The organism is Actinomadura harenae (assembly GCF_003696215.1).
GTDB classification, from domain to species: domain Bacteria; phylum Actinomycetota; class Actinomycetes; order Streptosporangiales; family Streptosporangiaceae; genus Spirillospora; species Spirillospora harenae.
In genome coordinates this window covers 196,812-213,155 of sequence record NZ_RFFG01000001.1, presented here as the reverse complement: position 1 = coordinate 213,155, position 16,344 = coordinate 196,812, and the positions used below count along the sequence as shown (strand labels likewise).

At 71.9% G+C, this 16,344-nt stretch carries 21 protein-coding genes; 14 read left to right on the top strand and 7 right to left on the bottom strand.

Annotated features, from left to right (window positions below):
- Positions 1 to 83: 83 nt before the first annotated feature.
- Positions 84 to 407: a hypothetical protein gene (locus EBO15_RS00975; protein ID WP_199744258.1), complete on the bottom strand. Its 324-nt coding sequence runs from the start codon at positions 405 to 407 to the stop codon at positions 84 to 86.
- A 218-nt stretch (positions 408 to 625) separates the two neighbouring features.
- On the opposite strand from EBO15_RS00975, the gene EBO15_RS45050 reads away from it, so the two are divergent.
- The 6 genes from EBO15_RS45050 (at position 626) to EBO15_RS00945 (ending at position 3,902) form a co-directional block, all read left to right on the top strand.
- On the top strand, positions 626 to 796 hold the full coding sequence (locus EBO15_RS45050) for a hypothetical protein (protein WP_199744257.1): 171 nt from the start codon (positions 626 to 628) through the stop codon (positions 794 to 796).
- A gap of 291 nt (positions 797 to 1,087) precedes the next feature.
- On the top strand, positions 1,088 to 1,378 hold the full coding sequence (rpsF, locus tag EBO15_RS00965) for a 30S ribosomal protein S6 (RefSeq protein ID WP_122192329.1): 291 nt from the start codon (positions 1,088 to 1,090) through the stop codon (positions 1,376 to 1,378).
- A 41-nt stretch (positions 1,379 to 1,419) separates the two neighbouring features.
- Positions 1,420 to 1,974 carry a single-stranded DNA-binding protein gene (locus tag EBO15_RS00960; RefSeq protein WP_122192328.1) on the top strand — a complete coding sequence of 185 codons (555 nt, stop codon included), beginning with the start codon at positions 1,420 to 1,422 and terminating at the stop codon, positions 1,972 to 1,974.
- Positions 1,975 to 2,031: 57 nt separating this feature from the next.
- The gene (gene rpsR / locus EBO15_RS00955; RefSeq protein WP_026403973.1) at positions 2,032 to 2,268 is read left to right on the top strand and encodes a 30S ribosomal protein S18; all 237 of its coding nucleotides are present in this window, start codon (positions 2,032 to 2,034) and stop codon (positions 2,266 to 2,268) included.
- Positions 2,269 to 2,287: 19 nt separating this feature from the next.
- Positions 2,288 to 2,734, top strand: coding sequence for a 50S ribosomal protein L9 (gene rplI / locus EBO15_RS00950; protein WP_122192327.1), 447 nt, complete (start codon positions 2,288 to 2,290; stop codon positions 2,732 to 2,734).
- 256 nt (positions 2,735 to 2,990) lie between these two features.
- Entirely contained in the window at positions 2,991 to 3,902 is a 912-nt protein-coding gene (locus tag EBO15_RS00945) for a peptidoglycan recognition protein family protein (protein ID WP_233615843.1), read from the top strand.
- 107 nt (positions 3,903 to 4,009) lie between these two features.
- Here the strand turns inward: EBO15_RS00945 and EBO15_RS00940 are convergent, their stop codons facing one another.
- A complete protein-coding gene (locus EBO15_RS00940; RefSeq protein WP_122192326.1) occupies positions 4,010 to 4,429 on the bottom strand; it encodes a MarR family winged helix-turn-helix transcriptional regulator in 420 nt (139 codons plus the stop codon).
- A 69-nt stretch (positions 4,430 to 4,498) separates the two neighbouring features.
- Here EBO15_RS00940 and EBO15_RS00935 point away from each other — a divergent pair, with 69 nt between their 5' ends.
- Positions 4,499 to 4,915 carry a PaaI family thioesterase gene (locus EBO15_RS00935; RefSeq protein ID WP_122192325.1) on the top strand — a complete coding sequence of 139 codons (417 nt, stop codon included), beginning with the start codon at positions 4,499 to 4,501 and terminating at the stop codon, positions 4,913 to 4,915.
- A gap of 6 nt (positions 4,916 to 4,921) precedes the next feature.
- On the opposite strand, the gene EBO15_RS00930 is transcribed toward EBO15_RS00935, so the two are convergent.
- Complete coding sequence (locus EBO15_RS00930) at positions 4,922 to 5,116, bottom strand: hypothetical protein (protein ID WP_122192324.1); 195 nt, start codon at positions 5,114 to 5,116, stop codon at positions 4,922 to 4,924.
- A gap of 70 nt (positions 5,117 to 5,186) precedes the next feature.
- On the bottom strand, positions 5,187 to 6,527 hold the full coding sequence (locus EBO15_RS00925; RefSeq protein ID WP_122192323.1) for an MATE family efflux transporter: 1,341 nt from the start codon (positions 6,525 to 6,527) through the stop codon (positions 5,187 to 5,189).
- A 337-nt stretch (positions 6,528 to 6,864) separates the two neighbouring features.
- Here EBO15_RS00925 and dnaB point away from each other — a divergent pair, with 337 nt between their 5' ends.
- Both dnaB and EBO15_RS00915 read left to right on the top strand, forming a co-directional pair.
- Positions 6,865 to 8,628 carry a replicative DNA helicase gene (gene dnaB, locus EBO15_RS00920; RefSeq protein ID WP_122192322.1) on the top strand — a complete coding sequence of 588 codons (1,764 nt, stop codon included), beginning with the start codon at positions 6,865 to 6,867 and terminating at the stop codon, positions 8,626 to 8,628.
- 176 nt (positions 8,629 to 8,804) lie between these two features.
- Positions 8,805 to 9,242: a hypothetical protein gene (locus EBO15_RS00915; protein WP_122192378.1), complete on the top strand. Its 438-nt coding sequence runs from the start codon at positions 8,805 to 8,807 to the stop codon at positions 9,240 to 9,242.
- A 254-nt stretch (positions 9,243 to 9,496) separates the two neighbouring features.
- Here the strand turns inward: EBO15_RS00915 and EBO15_RS00910 are convergent, their stop codons facing one another.
- A complete protein-coding gene (locus EBO15_RS00910) occupies positions 9,497 to 9,865 on the bottom strand; it encodes a nuclear transport factor 2 family protein (RefSeq protein WP_122192377.1) in 369 nt (122 codons plus the stop codon).
- 137 nt (positions 9,866 to 10,002) lie between these two features.
- Here EBO15_RS00910 and EBO15_RS00905 point away from each other — a divergent pair, with 137 nt between their 5' ends.
- The 3 genes from EBO15_RS00905 to EBO15_RS00895 all read left to right on the top strand — a co-directional run bounded on the left by EBO15_RS00905 (position 10,003) and on the right by EBO15_RS00895 (position 13,209).
- On the top strand, positions 10,003 to 11,058 hold the full coding sequence (locus tag EBO15_RS00905; RefSeq protein ID WP_147481334.1) for a DMT family transporter: 1,056 nt from the start codon (positions 10,003 to 10,005) through the stop codon (positions 11,056 to 11,058).
- A gap of 116 nt (positions 11,059 to 11,174) precedes the next feature.
- Positions 11,175 to 12,644, top strand: coding sequence for an AlkA N-terminal domain-containing protein (locus EBO15_RS00900; protein WP_122192320.1), 1,470 nt, complete (start codon positions 11,175 to 11,177; stop codon positions 12,642 to 12,644).
- Positions 12,645 to 12,696: 52 nt separating this feature from the next.
- The gene (locus EBO15_RS00895) at positions 12,697 to 13,209 is read left to right on the top strand and encodes a methylated-DNA--[protein]-cysteine S-methyltransferase (RefSeq protein WP_122192319.1); all 513 of its coding nucleotides are present in this window, start codon (positions 12,697 to 12,699) and stop codon (positions 13,207 to 13,209) included.
- A gap of 10 nt (positions 13,210 to 13,219) precedes the next feature.
- Here EBO15_RS00895 and EBO15_RS00890 read toward each other — a convergent pair whose 3' ends face one another.
- Positions 13,220 to 13,816, bottom strand: a complete 597-nt coding sequence (locus tag EBO15_RS00890; protein ID WP_122192318.1) for a DUF3995 domain-containing protein — start codon at positions 13,814 to 13,816, stop codon at positions 13,220 to 13,222.
- 138 nt (positions 13,817 to 13,954) lie between these two features.
- Between EBO15_RS00890 and dnaN the strand changes: the two genes are divergently transcribed.
- A complete protein-coding gene (gene dnaN, locus EBO15_RS00885) occupies positions 13,955 to 15,103 on the top strand; it encodes a DNA polymerase III subunit beta (RefSeq protein WP_122192317.1) in 1,149 nt (382 codons plus the stop codon).
- Positions 15,104 to 15,130: 27 nt separating this feature from the next.
- Here dnaN and EBO15_RS00880 read toward each other — a convergent pair whose 3' ends face one another.
- The gene (locus EBO15_RS00880) at positions 15,131 to 15,931 is read right to left on the bottom strand and encodes a beta propeller repeat protein (RefSeq protein ID WP_122192316.1); all 801 of its coding nucleotides are present in this window, start codon (positions 15,929 to 15,931) and stop codon (positions 15,131 to 15,133) included.
- A gap of 163 nt (positions 15,932 to 16,094) precedes the next feature.
- On the opposite strand from EBO15_RS00880, the gene EBO15_RS00875 reads away from it, so the two are divergent.
- On the top strand, positions 16,095 to 16,328 hold the full coding sequence (locus EBO15_RS00875) for a hypothetical protein (RefSeq protein WP_122192315.1): 234 nt from the start codon (positions 16,095 to 16,097) through the stop codon (positions 16,326 to 16,328).
- The last annotated feature ends 16 nt before the right edge of the window (positions 16,329 to 16,344 follow it).

Here is a 16,344-nt window from a genome sequence, read left to right as displayed (position 1 = left end):
ATCTCGCGGTCTCGGCCGCCGAACCCCTGGGCCCGCGGCCTCCGGGCTCGGGTGCCCCAGGTGGCTCGGGTGGCTCAGATGCCTCAGATGCCGAAACCGCCGTGGCGCAGCGCGAAGCCGAACCCGACGAACGAGGCGACCAGGCCGATGATGTTCAGCCAGCGCTCACCCGTCGTCCTGGACGTCATCTGGGAGTACAGCGCCAGGGGGAAGCCGATCACGCCGGCCAGCGCGCCGAAGAAGTGGGTCGCCGGGATCCAGCCGAGGACCAGGGCGATCAGCCCGACCGTGATCGCGGCGCCGGCGAGCCCGTCCTGGAGCGCGTGCCGTTCACCACCCGCGCGCGCGGGCGCGCGTGCGCCGACGGCCTCGCTCTTGCCGCTGCCCCCCGCTACCTCCTGTGGCATCGGGACACCCCCTCGCTCGGTGCGGTGTGTGGTTCGGGGTCCGTTGCGTGCCCGTGCCGTGCCCGCCGTCCGCCCGAGGCGGGACGAGCCGTGCACCTCCCAGAGATTCCCGGACGGGGCGGGGATCAATCCGGAGCGCGTGCGCGGAAATGTCGGCGGCACCCGGTAACGTCGAACAGGAATTCGACCGGACGCGTCCGGCCGGGGAGGGACTGATCATGAGGGAGAGCGAACTGGCGGTCATCGGCGACGCCGAGCTCGTCGAGGAACTGTCCATGCTGACGACCCAGACCGCCCGCATGCGGGCGCGGATGGTCGACATCATGACCGAGCTCGAACGCCGCCGCTGCGCCCGTCCGGCACAGCACGCCGCGTCCGTCCGGAACTGACGGTCCGTCCGGAACCGACGGCGTGTCCGAGCCGGGGTACAGGCGTCTGGTGACCGCCGCGAGCGGGGCATGCCCCACAGGCGCGGCCGGGTCGCTCGCGGTCGAGGCGGTACGGCGGGGTGGGAGCCGGGGAATGGCTCACACGCTGCCGAGTCTTGATAGCCTGTATCGGTCTCGCGGCCGGTCCACCAGTGTGGACGGGCGCCGGAAGGCGCGGCCGCGATGGACGCAAGAGCCCTCCTGTCACGGAGAGACCGTGACCGCATCAGTCCAGAGGAGGTAGGGACAAGCATGCGTCGCTACGAAGTCATGACCATTCTCGACCCCGCGGTCGACGAGCGCACCGCCGGTGCCGCCCTCGACCCGTTCCTGAAGGTCGTCAAGGACGACGGCGGAAGTGTCGAGAAGGTCGATGTCTGGGGCCGCCGTCGGCTGTCCTACGACATCCAGAAGAAGTCCGAAGGCATCTACGCGGTGATCGACCTCACGGCTGAGCCCGCGACGGTCAAGGAACTCGACCGCCAGCTCAACCTGAGCGAGACGATCCTGCGTACCAAGGTCATCCGCCCCGAGGTCCACTGAGCCGGAGCGGTCCAGCCCAACACCAGCCGGAGCGAAGCCCCATGGCAGGCGACACCGTAATCACGATCGTCGGGAACCTCGTCGAGGACCCGAATCTGCGCTTCACCCCGAGCGGCCAGGCGGTCGCCTCCTTCCGCATCGCCTCGACCCCGCGGTCCTTCGACCGCCAGTCGAACGAGTGGAAGGACGGCGAGTCGCTGTTCCTGACCTGCAACGTCTGGCGGCAGGCGGCGGAGAACTGCGCCGAGAGCCTGCAGCGAGGCATGCGGGTGATCGTGCAGGGCCGGCTCAAGCAGCGCTCGTACGAGACGCGCGAGGGTGAGAAGCGCACCGTGTTCGAGGTCGAGGTCGACGAGGTCGGCCCGTCCCTGCGCAGCGCCACCGCGAAGGTCAACAAGACCCAGCGGCAGGGCGGCGGCGGAGGGGGCTTCGGCGGCGGTGGCGGCTTCGGCGGCCAGCAGGGCGGCGGCCAGTCCGGCGGCGGCGGTTTCGGCGGCGGCGGTCAGGGAGGCCCCGGCGGGGCCCCGGCCGACGACCCCTGGGCCACCGGCGGCGGCGGCGGGGGCGGCGGGTTCACCGACGACCCCCCCTTCTAACCATTCACACCACGTCCATTCCCGCGTGAGCGGGGCTCTCCCCAAAGGAGCACCACGATGGCGAAGCCACCTCCGCGCAAGCCGAAGAAGAAGGTTTGCGTGTTCTGCCAGGAGAAGATCTCCTACGTCGACTACAAGGACACGGTCCTGCTGCGGAAGTTCATTTCCGACCGCGGCAAGATCCGCGCCCGTCGCGTAACCGGCAACTGCACCCAGCACCAGCGGGACGTCGCCACGGCGATCAAGAACGCCCGTGAGATGGCGCTGCTGCCCTACACCAGCACCGCGCGCTGAGTCAGGGGGACGTAACACCATGAAGCTCATCCTGACCCAGCAGGTCACCGGCCTCGGCGAGCCCGGCGACGTCATCGAGGTCCGTGACGGCTACGGCCGCAACTACCTCGTCCCGCGCGGCTTCGCGATCCAGTGGACCCGCGGAGCCGAGAAGCAGATCGACTCGATCAAGAAGGCGCGTTCGGCCCGCGAGATCGCGACCGTCGAGCACGCCAAGGAGATCGCCGGGCGCCTGCAGGCGCTCAAGGTCAACCTGCGCACCCGTACCGGCGCCAACGGCCGCCTCTTCGGCGCTGTGACCGCCGCCGACATCGCCGCCGCGGTCCAGGCCGCCGACGGCCCCGAGCTGGACAAGCGCCGGATCGAGATCGGCAACCCGATCAAGACCGTCGGCACCCACCGGGTCAGCGTCCGGCTGCACCCGGAGGTCAGCGCCTCGATCGACGTCGACGTCCTCGAGGGCTGAGTCCGCCCCGGTATCGGACGACCGGATCCCCGCTTCGGGGGTCCGGTCGTTTCCGTTTCATGTGAAACGTCAGTGAACCGCCGGGTGCTTGGGGTGGGACCCGCCTGCGAGCTACTTTCCGTAACCACACCGTTGGTTCGAAAGGGTCGGCATGCAGGGTCTTTCGTCGGACGTGCCCGAACACGCGGATCAGCCGGATCGGCCGGATCGGCCGGAACGGGCCCATCCGCGGAACTCTCCGGGACGGCTCGAAGCGGTGACCCGGCGGAGCGTGCTCGGCGGCGTCCTGGGGCTCTGGACGGCGGACGCCCTGTGCGGCCCGCAGAATACGGCCATGGCGGAGAACGTTCCGGGGCCCCGCCCCACACCCGACGGCCATGGCGACGGCACGTACGACGGCACTGGGGGCGGTGACGGCTCGTCCCTCGGCGACCCGCCGCCCGGAGACGCGTATCCGGACGAGGCCGGTCACGTGCCGGACGACGTGCCGCCGCGGGCGGAGGGAAGGCCGCGACCGGTCGTCCATCCGCGTCGTGAGTGGAAGGCGCGGCCGCCGCTGCGTCCGGCCAAGATCCTGGACCGGGCGCCGGACCGGATCATCGTGCACCACACGTCGACCCCGAACTCGCCCGACATGTCCCTCGAGCACGCCTACCAGCTGTCGCGCGATGTCCAGCGCTTCCACATGCAGGGACGCGGCTGGGCCGACAGCGGGCAGCAGCTCACCATCAGCCGCGGGGGCGTCGTCATGGAGGGCCGCAACCGCAGCCTGGACGCCATCCGCGCGGGCAAGCACGTCGTCGGCGCGCAGGCCCTGCGCAACAACTCCCACACGATCGGGATCGAGAACGAGGGCACCTACAAGACCGAGGACGTCCCCGACGCACTCTGGGGCTCCTTGATCGAGGTCTGCGCCTGGCTGTGCGTCCGGTACAAGCTCACGCCGTCCCTCGCGATCATCGGGCACCGCGACCTGAACGACACCGACTGCCCGGGCGACCGCCTCTACGCGCGGCTCCCCGACCTGCGCGACGCCGTCGCGCTGCGCCTGGGCCCGCAGGCCCTGCTCTCGTCACCGGTCCCGGGCGTCCCGGACATGCCGGATGGCGTAGGTCTGCCTTCGCCCGGCGACGCCAGCTCCCTGCCGCAGCCATTCCGGCGCAGATAGGGCTCTGGGACGCGGCGCTGTACGCGGCCCCTGGACGGGGGTTGTTGGGCGTCCTTGTCGAGCGTGGCGAGCTGTGGATGCCGTGGATCGGCTGGCAGGGCGCGCGGTCAGTCGGCGGCGAGTCTGCTGAGGGCGGCGGCCGTATCGGTGAACGCGGTGTCGCCCAGGACGGCGCGCAGCTCGGCGTTGAACCGGTCGAGCGCGGGGCGTGCGGCGCGCAGGGCGTCCTCCCCGGCGGAGGAGAGGCGCAGCACGACGGCCCGGTGCTCGTCCGGGTGCGGTTCGCGGACGACCAGGTCCGCCGAGGTCAGCCGGGCGACGAGCGCGGTGACGGCGGACTCGCGCAGGCCCAGCGTCCGGGCGAGCTCCCGCTGGGTGAGTCCGGGCCGCTCCTGGACGGCGAACAGCGCGCCGAGCTGGGCCGTGGTGATCCCGGCGGCGGCCTGGCAGCGCCGGTCGGCCACGATCCGCTGCCGGTGCGCGGCGCGTTGCAGCAGGAAGAAGAGGCGCTCCTCGGGTTCGGCCATGCGTCGATCTTGACAGGGTCGGCCGCTCCGGACCATCCTCACTTCACCAGTGAAGTGAGGATGTGGCCCATGGAACTCGATCTGGACCTCGCGCGGAAGGTCCTGGACGCGCAGCCGTTCAGCCGCCTGCTGGAAGCGCGGATCACGGCCTTCGCCGACGGCGTGGCCACGCTCGAAATCGACATCCGCGACGAGTTGCGGCAGCAGAACGGTCTCGTGCACGGCGGCGTCCTCGCCTACGCGGCCGACAACACGCTGACCTTCGCCGCGGGTACGGTGGCGGGCGCGAACCTGGTCACGGCGGGATTCAGCATCGACTATCTGAAGCCCGCCCTTGGCGAGACCCTGCGCGCACGCGCCGAGGTCGTCCGGGCCGGGCGCACGCGCGTCGTCTGCCGCTGCGACATCTCGACCGTGGACGGCGACGGCGTCGAGACGCTGTGCGCGGTCGCCCAGGGCTCGATCGCCGTCGCGTCCGGCGGCTGAGGGCCGTCAGCCGGAGGGCCGGGGCCGGTCGTAGAGGGAGCGGCGGCGGGCGATCTCGGGGTCGAGGTCTTCGACGAGGGACCACAGGCCCGCGATGCGGGCCGCGAGCTCCTCGGGGCCGAGCGCGTCGGGACCGGCGTCGGCGAGATCGTCGATCGCGTCGGCGAGCCGGTCGATGCCCTCGCCCTCAGGGGAACACATGTTCGAATAGTAGCGACTGGGACGCCCGGGACGGGCGAGGCTGACGCTATGTCCGTGAAGGTCGGCCTCGTCACGTGGTGGCGACGTCCTCCCTCGGATGCCGGACGGCGCCGGTCACCAGCCAGGCATCGCCTCGTGCGCGCGCGCCGAGGGTGACCATCCGGGTGAGCATCCACAGGCCGATCGCGCACCACAGGCCGGTCAGGCCCCAGCCCGCCCAGTAGGAGGTCAGGGCGGCGGGCAGGAAGACCACCGTGGCGATGAGCGTCGTCCACGCGAGGTACCGGCCGTCGCCCGCCCCGATGAGGATGCCGTCCAGGACGAACACCACGCCCGCGATCGGCTGGAGCACGGCCACGATCAGCAGCGACGCCAGGAGCAGGTGCCGGACGTCCGGATCCGAGGTGAAGAGCGAGGGCAGCCAGGGGCGGATCGCCAGGATCGCCAGGCCGAACACCACGCCGCAGCCCACGCCCCAGACGACCATCCGCCGCGTAACCGCGCGCACACGAGCGGCGTCCGATGCGCCGAGGTATCGGCCGGTGATGGCCTGGCCGGCGATGGCGAGCGCGTCCAGGGCGAACGCCAACAGCGTCCACACCTGGAAACCGACCTGGTAGGCCGCGATCTGGGCGTCTCCCATGCGTGCGGCCACGGACGTCCCGACGATCAGCACGAGGCGTAGCGCGGCCGTCCGCACGAACAGGGACGCCCCTGCGGACGCGGCCGTCCGCAGGCCCGCCAGGTCCGGGCGCATGCTCGCCCCGTGCCGTTGTGCCGCGCGTACGACCACGGCCACGTACACCGCCGCGCTGGCCGTCTGTGCGATGACCGTCCCCCAGGCCGATCCGGCGATGCCCCAGTCGAGCCCGAGGACGAAGACGGCGTTCAGCGCCAGGTTCAGTGAGAAGCCGCCTAGGGAGACGAGGAGCGGGGTGCGTGTGTCTTGCAGTCCGCGTAGTACGCCCGTCCCGGCGAGCACGACCAGCATGGACGGCACCCCGAGCAGGCTGATCGCCAGATACGTGCGCGCGTAGGGGTCCACCTCGGGGGACGCCCCGAAGATGTCCACCAGCCACGGGACCATAGGCAGCCCCACGGCGACCACGCCCGCGCCGATGGCGAGGGCGAGCCACATGCCGTCCACGCCCTGCCTGATGCCGGCGCGCACGTTTCCTGCGCCGACCTGGCGCGCGACGCCTGCGGTCGTTCCGTACGCGAGGAAGACCGACAGGTAGACCAGGGTGGTCAGGAGCTGGCTCGCCACCCCGAGGCCGCCGAGGGGCGCGGTGCCGAGCGTCCCGACGATGGCCGAGTCCGAGAGGAGGAAGAGGGGCTCGGCGACCAGCGCGCCGAAGGCCGGCACGGCCAGCCGCAGGATCTCGCGGTCCTGCCTGCGGGATGCGCTCATGGCCCTCGTCACGCCGATGTCAGGTAATCGGCGTTCATCGTACTCCCCTTACTCGGGGCGACTTGCCCGACTTTCTTTCCCACACAGGCGGTGGATGACGTTTTTGCAGGTCAGAGCCTCAACGTGGAAAACCTGCCGAAGATTTCCCCAGGGTTGTCCACAGGTCGTGCACAACCTTCCCGGCGTGTCTGCACAGGGACTCCACAGCCCTGTCCACAGATCCTTTTGGCCCCGGCACGGCGGACGGGGAGAATGTCACAGCCCTGGGATAGATGTGGCTGGACGGCGGCGAGGCGGACGGGGCCGCCGACGCCCGAGGTGAGGGGGTGTGCCCGGGATGAGCGTTTCCGAACTCGAACCCGGTGATCGGGAGTTCGAGCGGACACCGCCGCACGACATCCCGGCCGAACAGGGCGTTCTCGGCGGCATGCTGCTGTCCCAGGACGCGATCGCCGAGGTGATCGAGGTCCTGCGGACCGCCGACTTCTACCGTCCCGCGCACCAGATCATCTACGACGCGGTCCTCGACCTCTACGGCCGCGGCGACCCCGCCGACGCCGTCACCATCGCGGGCGAGCTCACCAAGCGCGGCGAGATCGCCCGCGTCGGCGGCGCCCCCTACCTGCACACCCTCATCTCGTCGGTGCCCACCGCGGCGAACGCCGGCTACTACGCCCGGATCGTCCGCGAGCGCTCCGTCCTGCGCAAGCTGGTCGAGACCGGCACCCGCATCGTCCAGATGGGCTACAACGCCGACGGCGCCGACGCCGACGAGATCCTCGACCGCGCCCAGGCCGAGGTCTTCGCCATCGCCGAGAAGCGCTCCGGTGAGGACTACGTCCCGCTGTCGGAGATCATGCCCGGCGCGCTCGACGAGATCGAGGCCATCGGCAGCCGCGGCGGCCAGATGGTCGGCGTCCCCACCGGCTTCGCCGACCTCGACGCCCTCACCAACGGCCTCCACCCCGGCCAGATGATCGTCGTGGCCGCCCGTCCCGCGATGGGCAAGGCCCTGGGCCTGTCCACGCTCGTCCCCACCCCCGAGGGCTGGACGACCATGGGCGCCCTCGAGGTCGGCGACGAGGTCCTCGACGCGGACGGACGACCCACCCGGGTCGTGGCCGCCACCGAGGTCATGCACGGCCGCCCCTGCCACGAGGTCGAGTTCTCCGACGGCGAGATCGTCGTGGCCGACGCCCTGCACCAGTGGCGCACGTCCGTCGCGGGCGTCACCGCCGTCCGCACCACTGAAGAGATCGCCGCGACCCTCGACGAGGTCCACGTCATCGACGGCCCGGACGGCCGGGTCACCAAGATCGTGGACGTGCGGCCGGTGGCGAGCGTGCCGGTCCGGTGCATCCAGGTCGACAACACCGACCACCTGTACCTGGTCGGACGGTCGCGCGTGCCCACGCACAACTCGACCCTGGCGCTCGACTTCGCCCGGGCCGCGTCCATCAGGCACGGGCTGACCTCGGCGTTCTTCAGCCTGGAAATGGGACGCAACGAGATCACGATGCGCCTGCTGTCCGCCGAGGCGCGGGTCGCGCTGCACGCGATGCGCTCCGGCACCATGCAGGACGAGGACTGGACGCGCCTGGCCCGCCGGATGAGCGAGGTCGCCGAGGCCCCGCTGTTCATCGACGACTCGCCGAACATGTCGATGATGGAGATCCGCGCGAAGGCCCGGCGGCTGAAACAGCAGCACGACCTGCGCCTGGTCGTCATCGACTACCTGCAGCTGATGACGTCCGGAAAGCGCGTGGAGAGCCGTCAGGTCGAGGTCTCGGAGTTCTCCCGGTCGCTGAAGCTGCTGGCCAAGGAGCTCCAGGTCCCCGTGATCGCGCTCTCCCAGCTGAACCGTGGTCCCGAGCAGCGCACCGACAAGAAGCCGATGGTCTCCGACCTCCGTGAGAGTGGTTCCATCGAGCAGGACGCCGACATGGTCATCCTGCTGCATCGCGAGGACGCCTACGAGAAGGAGTCCCCTCGCGCGGGTGAGGCCGACCTGATCGTGGCCAAGCACCGAAACGGCCCCACGGCCACGGTCACCGTGGCCTTCCAGGGGCACTACAGCAGGTTCGTCGACATGGCCCAGTAGATCCCCCGGCGGGCGCGGTCGCTTTGTCGGGAGGCGGGTGCGTCGGGGCAAAGGGTGGGCAAGATCTGGCCATCGTGCGATTCCGCCCGTGTGGGGCGGGAATGGGGAGCCCCAGCGGGCCCGGACCGTCGCCGCCCGGGGCCGAGGTGCTCCTGTCGCGCGATCGGAAGGCCGTCATGTCGATTCTGGCTCGTCCGCACCAGATGCCGGTGCGGATCGTCACCGGAGCGTTCATCCTGAACTCCGGGCTGGGGAAGCTCCGCAACACCGAGGAGATGGCGGACGGCATCCACGGCACCGCCGCGACCGCGTACCCGTTCCTGAAGGAGTGGGAGCCGCAGAAGTTCACCCGGACGCTCGGCACCGCCGAGGTCGCCATCGGTGCGACGCTGCTGCTCCCGTTCGTCCCGTCGCTGCTGGCCGGGACGGCGCTGACCGGGTTCGCGTCCGGCCTGCTCGGGCTCTACCTGAAGATCCCGGGGATGCGCGAGGAGGGCAGCCTGCGCCCGACCCAGCAGGGCCTTCCGCTGGCCAAGGACTCCTGGATGCTGGGCATCGGGCTCAGCCTGGTCCTCGAGGCGCTCGGCGGGAAGAGGCGCTGCCGCACTGACTGATCATCCGCTTCGGGTCCCGGCCGCTCAGGGCGGCCGTCCCGGGGCGGGCGGCGGGGAGGGGCGGACATCCGCCGCCGCCCCGCCGTCGTCCCCTGTCCGATCACGCGGTTCTCGCCTGGTCACGCTGCCGTTCGGGTCACGCGATCGTTCGGACCACCCAGCCGTTCGGACCATCCAGTCGTTCGGACCACGCTGCCGTTCGGGTCGCAGGGTCGTTCGCACCGCGCTGCCGTTCGGGTCAAGCCGCGTGCGGGTCAGGCGGCCGCGGGGACCTTGTCCAGGAAGCCGTGGACCTTGGCGATCCGGCCGTCCGCGTCGAGCACCGCGACGTCGAAGCCGACGACCGGGGCCTCGGCGCCCTCGGGGCCGAGCTCCCAGGTGAAGCGGACGATGTCGTGGTGCGTGTCGACCGGGCCGAGCAGGCGGAACACCAGGCCGGGGAACTGGCCCTGGGCGCCGGCGATCAGGGCGTCGATCGCGTCGCGGCCCTCGACCGCCGCGAGCGGGTCGGTGTAGGCGGCGCCCTCGGCGAAGACCTCGTCGATCGCGGCGCGGCGCGCGGCGGCGTCCGTCTCGTTCCAGGTGGCGATGTAGCGCTCGATCTGCTGCTGCACGTTGTTCATGATCTTCCCTTCGTGCCGGGCCCGTCCCGACGTGTTCAACTCTGTCGCGGTCCGTGCGGAAGATCGATTACCTCCCGGGTCATGACGTTCGATGGTTTTCGCTCCGGATAGGGTCGGGCCTCCGGGAAGGGGGCGCGGTGAGCGCTGGAACGATGACCATGGCGGACGCGCGGGCCTGGGGGCGTCCCGCGGGACGACGGCGGCGGCTGGGCGCGACGTGGCCGGGCGGCGGAGCGACGGCCTCGATCGGCCTGGGCGTGCTCGGCGCTCTGTTCTTCTCCTCGTCGTTCATCGCGAACCGCCTGATGGCGGTCGGCGGCGGCGCGTGGGAGTGGACGGCGTCGCTGCGCTTCCTCTACTCGCTGCCGATCTTCCTGGCGATCGTCGCCGTGCGCGGCGCACGCGCGTCCCGGGCGAGCGCGGAGTCCGCTCCGGAGCTCGGGCTGGGGCCGGTCCTCGGCGCGCTGCGGGCGGCCCCCGGACGCTGGATGCTGTGGAGCACGGTCTGCTTCGGCCTGTTCTACGCGCCGCTGTGCTTCGCGGCGACGACCTCTCCCGGCTGGATGGTCGCCGCGACGTGGCAGGTCACGATCGTGTGCGGGGTCGTCCTGGCGCCGCTGCTGTACGGGCGGGGCGACGAGCGCGGCCGGGTGCCGATGCGGGGTCTGGCGCTGTCCGGGCTGATCCTGGCCGGGGTGTTCGTGACCCAGCTGGGCGGCGGGCAGTCCGCGCTGACCTGGAAGGCCGCGCTGGGCGTCGGGGCCGTGCTGTTCGGCGCGGTCGCCTACCCGGTCGGCAACCGGCGCGCGATGGACCTCGCCGGGGACGGCCTGGACACCTTCCAGCGGCTCGCCGCGATGTCCCTGGCCAGCCTGCCGTTCTGGCTGGTCATCGCGGTGATCGGCGGTCTCCGGGCGGGGCTGCCGACGAGCGGGCAGCTCAGCGCGACCGCGGTCGTCGCGGTCTTCTCCGGCGTGATCGCGACCACGCTCTTCTTCGCCGCGACCAACCGTGAGCGCTCCCACCCGATGCGCCTGGCCGCCGTCGAGGCCACCCAGGCCGCCGAGGTCGTTTTCGTGGCGATGCTGGAACCGGTCATCCTGCACTCGTCCGCGCCCGGTGGGGTCGGCTGGGCGGGGATCGGCGCGATCACGGTGGGCGTCATGCTCTACGCTCTCGCCGGAAAGCGCTGAACTGCGGCTTTTTGGCGTCCTGGCGAGGGTGAACGCGGGCGCCGCGGGCGTCCGGCGGTGATGTTGATGTCGTTTTTCCGCTAGTGAAAGCCCCGGTCCTCGGTGATGCTGGAGGCATGCATGAGGACACGGAACGGTGCGTGCGGGCCGTCCAGGCGAAGGACGCCCGGTTCGACGGGTGGTTCTTCACCGCGGTGGTGACGACGGGGATCTACTGCCGTCCGAGCTGCCCGGCCGTCCCGCCGAAGCCGCAGAACATGCGCTTCTACCCGAGCGCGGCGGCCGCTCAGCAGGCCGGATTCCGGGCCTGCAAGCGCTGCCGTCCCGACACCAGCCCCGGCTCGCCGGAGTGGAACCACCGCGCGGACGTCGTCGGCCGCGCGATGCGCCTGGTCGCGGACGGCGTCGTCGACCGCGAGGGCGTTCCCGGCCTGGCGACCCGGCTCGGCTACAGCACCCGGCAGATCGAGCGGCAGCTGCGCGCCGAACTCGGCGCCGGCCCGCTCGCGCTCGCCCGGGCCCAGCGCGCGCAGACCGCGCGGCTGCTGATCGAGACGAGCGCCCTGCCGATGTCGGACGTGGCGTTCGCTTCCGGATTCGCTTCGATCAGGGCGTTCAACGAAACGATTCGTGAGGTTTTCGCCCAGACGCCGACCGAATTGCGTGATCGAGTGGCCCGTGGCCATCCGGTCGCCGCGAACGGGACGCTGTCGCTGCGACTGCCGTTCCGCCAGCCGTTCTATCCGGACAACCTGTTCGGGCACCTCGCCGCCACGGCCGTCCCGGGCGTGGAGGAGTGGCGGGACGGCGCGTACCGGCGCACGCTGAGGCTTCCGCACGGCCCCGGCATCGTCGCGCTCAAGCCGACCCCGACGTACGTGGCCTGCACGCTCACCCTCAACGACCTGCGCGATCTCACGATCGCGATCAGCCGGTGCCGGTGGATGCTGGACCTGGACGCCGACCCGGAGGCCGTGGACGAGCTGCTGTCCGCCGACGAGGTGCTCGAGCCGCTCGTCCGCAAGGCCCCCGGACGACGCGTGCCGCGGACGGCGTGCGGCGCGGAGTTCGGGATCCGGGCCGTTCTGGGGCAGCAGGTGTCCACCGCCGCCGCGCGCACCCACGCGGCGCGGCTCGTGCGCGCGCACGGGGAGCCGGTGGAAGATCCCGGCGGCGGCCTCACCCACCTGTTCCCGATGCCCGGGGCGCTCGTGGACGTGGACGAGGAGAACCTCGCGTTCCCCGAATCCCGCCGGACGACCCTGAAGTCCCTGGTCACGGCCCTCGCGTCCGGAGACCTGGACCTCAGCGTCGGCGCCGACTGGGACGAGGCCCGTGCGAAACTGGCGGAACTGCCCGGTATCGGACCCTGGACGACCGAGACCATCGCGATGCGCTCGCTCGGCGACCCGGACGCGTTCATCGCCTCCGACCTGGGCATCCGCTATGCCGCGCGGGCCCTCGACCTGCCCGTCACCCCGGCCGCCCTGACCCGGCGCGCGGCGGCCTGGCGCCCTTGGCGCTCGTACGCCGTCCAGCATCTGTGGGCGACGGGCGACCACGCCATCAACACCATTCCCGCATGACCGACCCGCATGACCGACCTACACGACCAATCCGCATGAATCGAGATCTGCTGTGAACACCCACGTCGTGATCGACAGCCCGGTCGGGCCGCTGACGCTGGTCGCGGACGGTCCGGAACTGGTCGGGCTCTACATGGCCCAGCAGCGGCACCGTCCGGAGGAGGAGACCTTCGGCACGCCCGGAGACCCCGGGGACGAGCCGTTCGTGTCCGTCGCGTCCCAGCTCAGGGACTACTTCGCCGGTGACCTGCACGAGTTCGAGCTGCCGCTCAAGCTGAAGGGCACCGAGTTCCAGCGGAGCGTCTGGGACGCCCTGACCCGGATCCCGTACGGCGAGACCGTGAGCTACGGCGAGCTGGCCGTCGAGCTGGGCAACCCCGCCGCTTCCCGCGCGGTCGGCCTCGCCAACGGCCGCAACCCGATCGGGATCATCGTCCCGTGCCACCGGGTCGTCGGCTCGACCGGCAGCCTCACCGGCTACGGAGGCGGCATCGAGCGCAAGCGGTTCCTGCTCGACTTCGAGCGCTCGCACCAGTCCGCCGAGGAGTCCGCCGTTCTGTTCTGAGCGATGGCCGTCAGGCCCCGTGCACCGCGTGCGCGGGGCTTTGGCGACGCCGCATGAGCCCGGTGGCAAGGCCGAACAGCACGCCACCGGCCATGAACCAGGGCTCGTAGAGGAATGTGACGAACCGGTCCTCCGCGCTTAGGGTCGCCGCATCGCGCGCGCCCGTAGAGAGGGCGATCCAGTCGGGCACGCTGGGCAGCGCGTGCACGATGAGCAGTGCCGTCGTCCCCCAGAGGGCGGTGTTGAGCATCCGCTGCGGCAGGCGTTCACCCCAGGAGCGGAGGAGCGCGAGCGCCATCCCGGCCGCGACCAGCGACGCGGGGACGGCGATCACGTCGATGACCAGGAGCGCGGGCGTCCCGTAGATGCTGCGTCCGTGGGGGAGCCCGAGCCGTCCGTCCGCCAGCCAGTAGACGTGGACGGCCGAGAACAGCACACCCCAGAGCGCGGCCGCGTGAACGGCGACGCGTCCGAAGGCGGTCCGCCGCCGGGCCGGCGTGTGACCGGCGGTGGGGGCCGAAGGCCGGACGCTCGCGGCGGGGTTCGCGGGACGGACGGGAGCGGCGGGGGCCGGGGCGACCTGGGTGCGGACTGGGCTGATCTGCATGGATCCGATCTTGCCGACGCGCCCCTGACCTGCGCTTCCCCCGTGCCGGTCGACCGGCTCCCCCGCGCGGGGGAGTTCTGTCGGTGGCGGACGTTAGGTTCGGGACGCCGCCGGTTCCCGACCAGTGAAGGGGAGATCATGGAGTTCCGGGTCGATCGTGGGGCGCTCGCCGACGCCGTGGCCTGGGCCGCCCGCACCCTTCCCGCACGCCCGGCGCAGCCCGTCCTCGCGGGTCTGCGCCTGGTCGCCGACGACGGCGGAGGCCTGGAGCTGGCCGGGTTCGACTACGAGGTGTCCGCCCAGGCCCGCGTGGACGCCGATGTCGCCGAGCCCGGCCGCGTCCTGGTCCCCGGCCGGCTGCTCGCCGAGATCGTCCGCAGCCTGCCCGCGCGGCCGGTCGAGTTCCTGACCAAGGACGCCGAGCTCGTGCTGCGCTGCGGCAGCGCCGAGTTCGGCCTCCAGACCATGCCCGTCGAGGACTACCCCACCCTCCCCGAGCCGCCCGCCCGCGCCGGAACGGTCGCGGGCGACGCGTTCGCCGCGGCGGTCGCGCAGGTCACCCCGGCCGCCGGGCGCGACGACACGCTGCCGATGCTCACCGGCGTCCGCCTCGATCTCGAGGGCGACACCATGTGGCTGGCCTGCACCGACCGGTACCGCATCGCCGCCCGCGAGCTCACCTGGTCCCCGGACGCCGGCGACTTCCGCGCGGGCGTCGTCGTGCCCGCCCGCACCCTCGCCGACACGGCCAAGGCCATCCGGCCGGGCGCGACGGTCTCGCTGGGCCTGTCCGGCGTGGACGACACCCTGATCGGGGTGTCCGGCGGCGACCGCAGCATGACCACGCGCCTGCTCGACGACCAGTACATCGACTACCGCAAGCGGATCACCGGCGAGTGGACGTCGGTGGCCCGCGTCCGCACGGCGGCGTTCGCGGAGGCGATCAAGCGCGTCGCGCTGGTCACCGAGCGCAACACGCCCGTCCGGCTGGCGTTCACCGGGAGCGAGGTCAGCATCCGCGCGGCCTCCGGCGACGCCGCGCGCGCGAACGAGTCGATGTCCGCCGAGCTCGACGGCGACGCCATCGACATCGCCTTCAGCCCGCAGTACCTGCTGGACGGGCTCGCCGGCATCCGTTCCGAGTTCGCCCGTCTCGAATGCGCCGGTCCGACCAAGGCCGCCCTGCTCACCGGCATCCCCGACTCCCAGAAGGAGGACGAACAGTCCGACCTGGACGCGGACACCGGTTTCCGCTACCTCGCCATGCCCGTTCGCCTGACCTCCTAGCGTCGCTGTTCGCGCCGGGCAGGGGCGTCACGCGTCCTTGGGCTGCGCGGTGACGGCCGTGGAGGCGGACGTGTCGGAGGCCGCCTCACCGGAGCGGGTGCCCGCGAGCCAGACCGTGCGGTCGGGCGCGGCCGCCGAGGCCAGCCAGACGGCCGGCTCCGCGCCTGGCGGGACGGTCCAGCGGCGGCCGTCGAAGCGCGCCGCCTCGCCGTCGCCACCGGCGATCCAGACATCGTCGGACGCGATGGCCGTGACGGTGTTCGCCGAGGTCAGCGGGGTTTTGACACGAGACCAGCGGCGGCCGTTCCAGTGCAGTACGCCGTGATGGCCGACAGCCCAGACGTCATCCGGTGCCGCTGCCGAGACACCCGTCAGCGGTCCCTTGGCCGGGCTGGGGACGCGTGTCCAGGTGCGTCCGTCGAAGTGGAGGACGAGGCCGTCGCGGTCGACCGCTCCGACCGCCCAGACGTCGTCGGGAGCGACGGCCGTGGCGGCGACGAGCCGTCCGTGCGGGATGTCCGGGATGTCGGAGGGCTTCCAGGACGTGCCGTCCCAGTGGAAGGCCCGCGGGCCGTGCGGGCCGGCATTCCCGACCGCCCAGGCGCGGCCGGGCCCGGCCGGGGCCACGGCGTTGAGGACGAGGCCGCGCAGCAGGTCAGGGGCGTCCCAGGACGTCCATGCCGAGCCGTTCCAGTGCCGGATCAGCGCGATGTCGACGTGCTCCAGGCGGTCGTAGGCGCCTCCAACGGCGATCACCGTCCCGCCATCGGAGATCACGCCCGCGCCGAAGGGCCGTCCGGACTCGGTCGTCTTGGCGCTGACCTGCACGGACGCAGACTCCGCCTCAGGCGGCCCAGGGCCGCTCGACGTCGCTGTGTCCGGACCGAAGCGGGACGACCCGGGCACGCATGCCACGGCCCTCAGGCGCGCTCCCAGGAGTGCCGCCGACGCCAGGGACGAATCGGACGGATCCGGAACGACCGTCCATGACGTGCCGTCCCAGCGCGCCGCGAGCGGCTTCTGGCCGGCCGACCCCACCACCCAGACCGAGGACGGCCCCACGGCGATGCCGGACAGCAGACCTCCCGACACCGGAAGCGGTCCCGGCACAGAGGCCACGGACGGGGAGGGGGACGCGGTGCCGGGGGAGAGCGCCCTCACCACGCCGGTCAGTCCGGCGCGGGCTCGGGTCGCGTTCCGGTTCACCGTGTGCAGCCCCTCGTGAAGGTGACAACGAGATC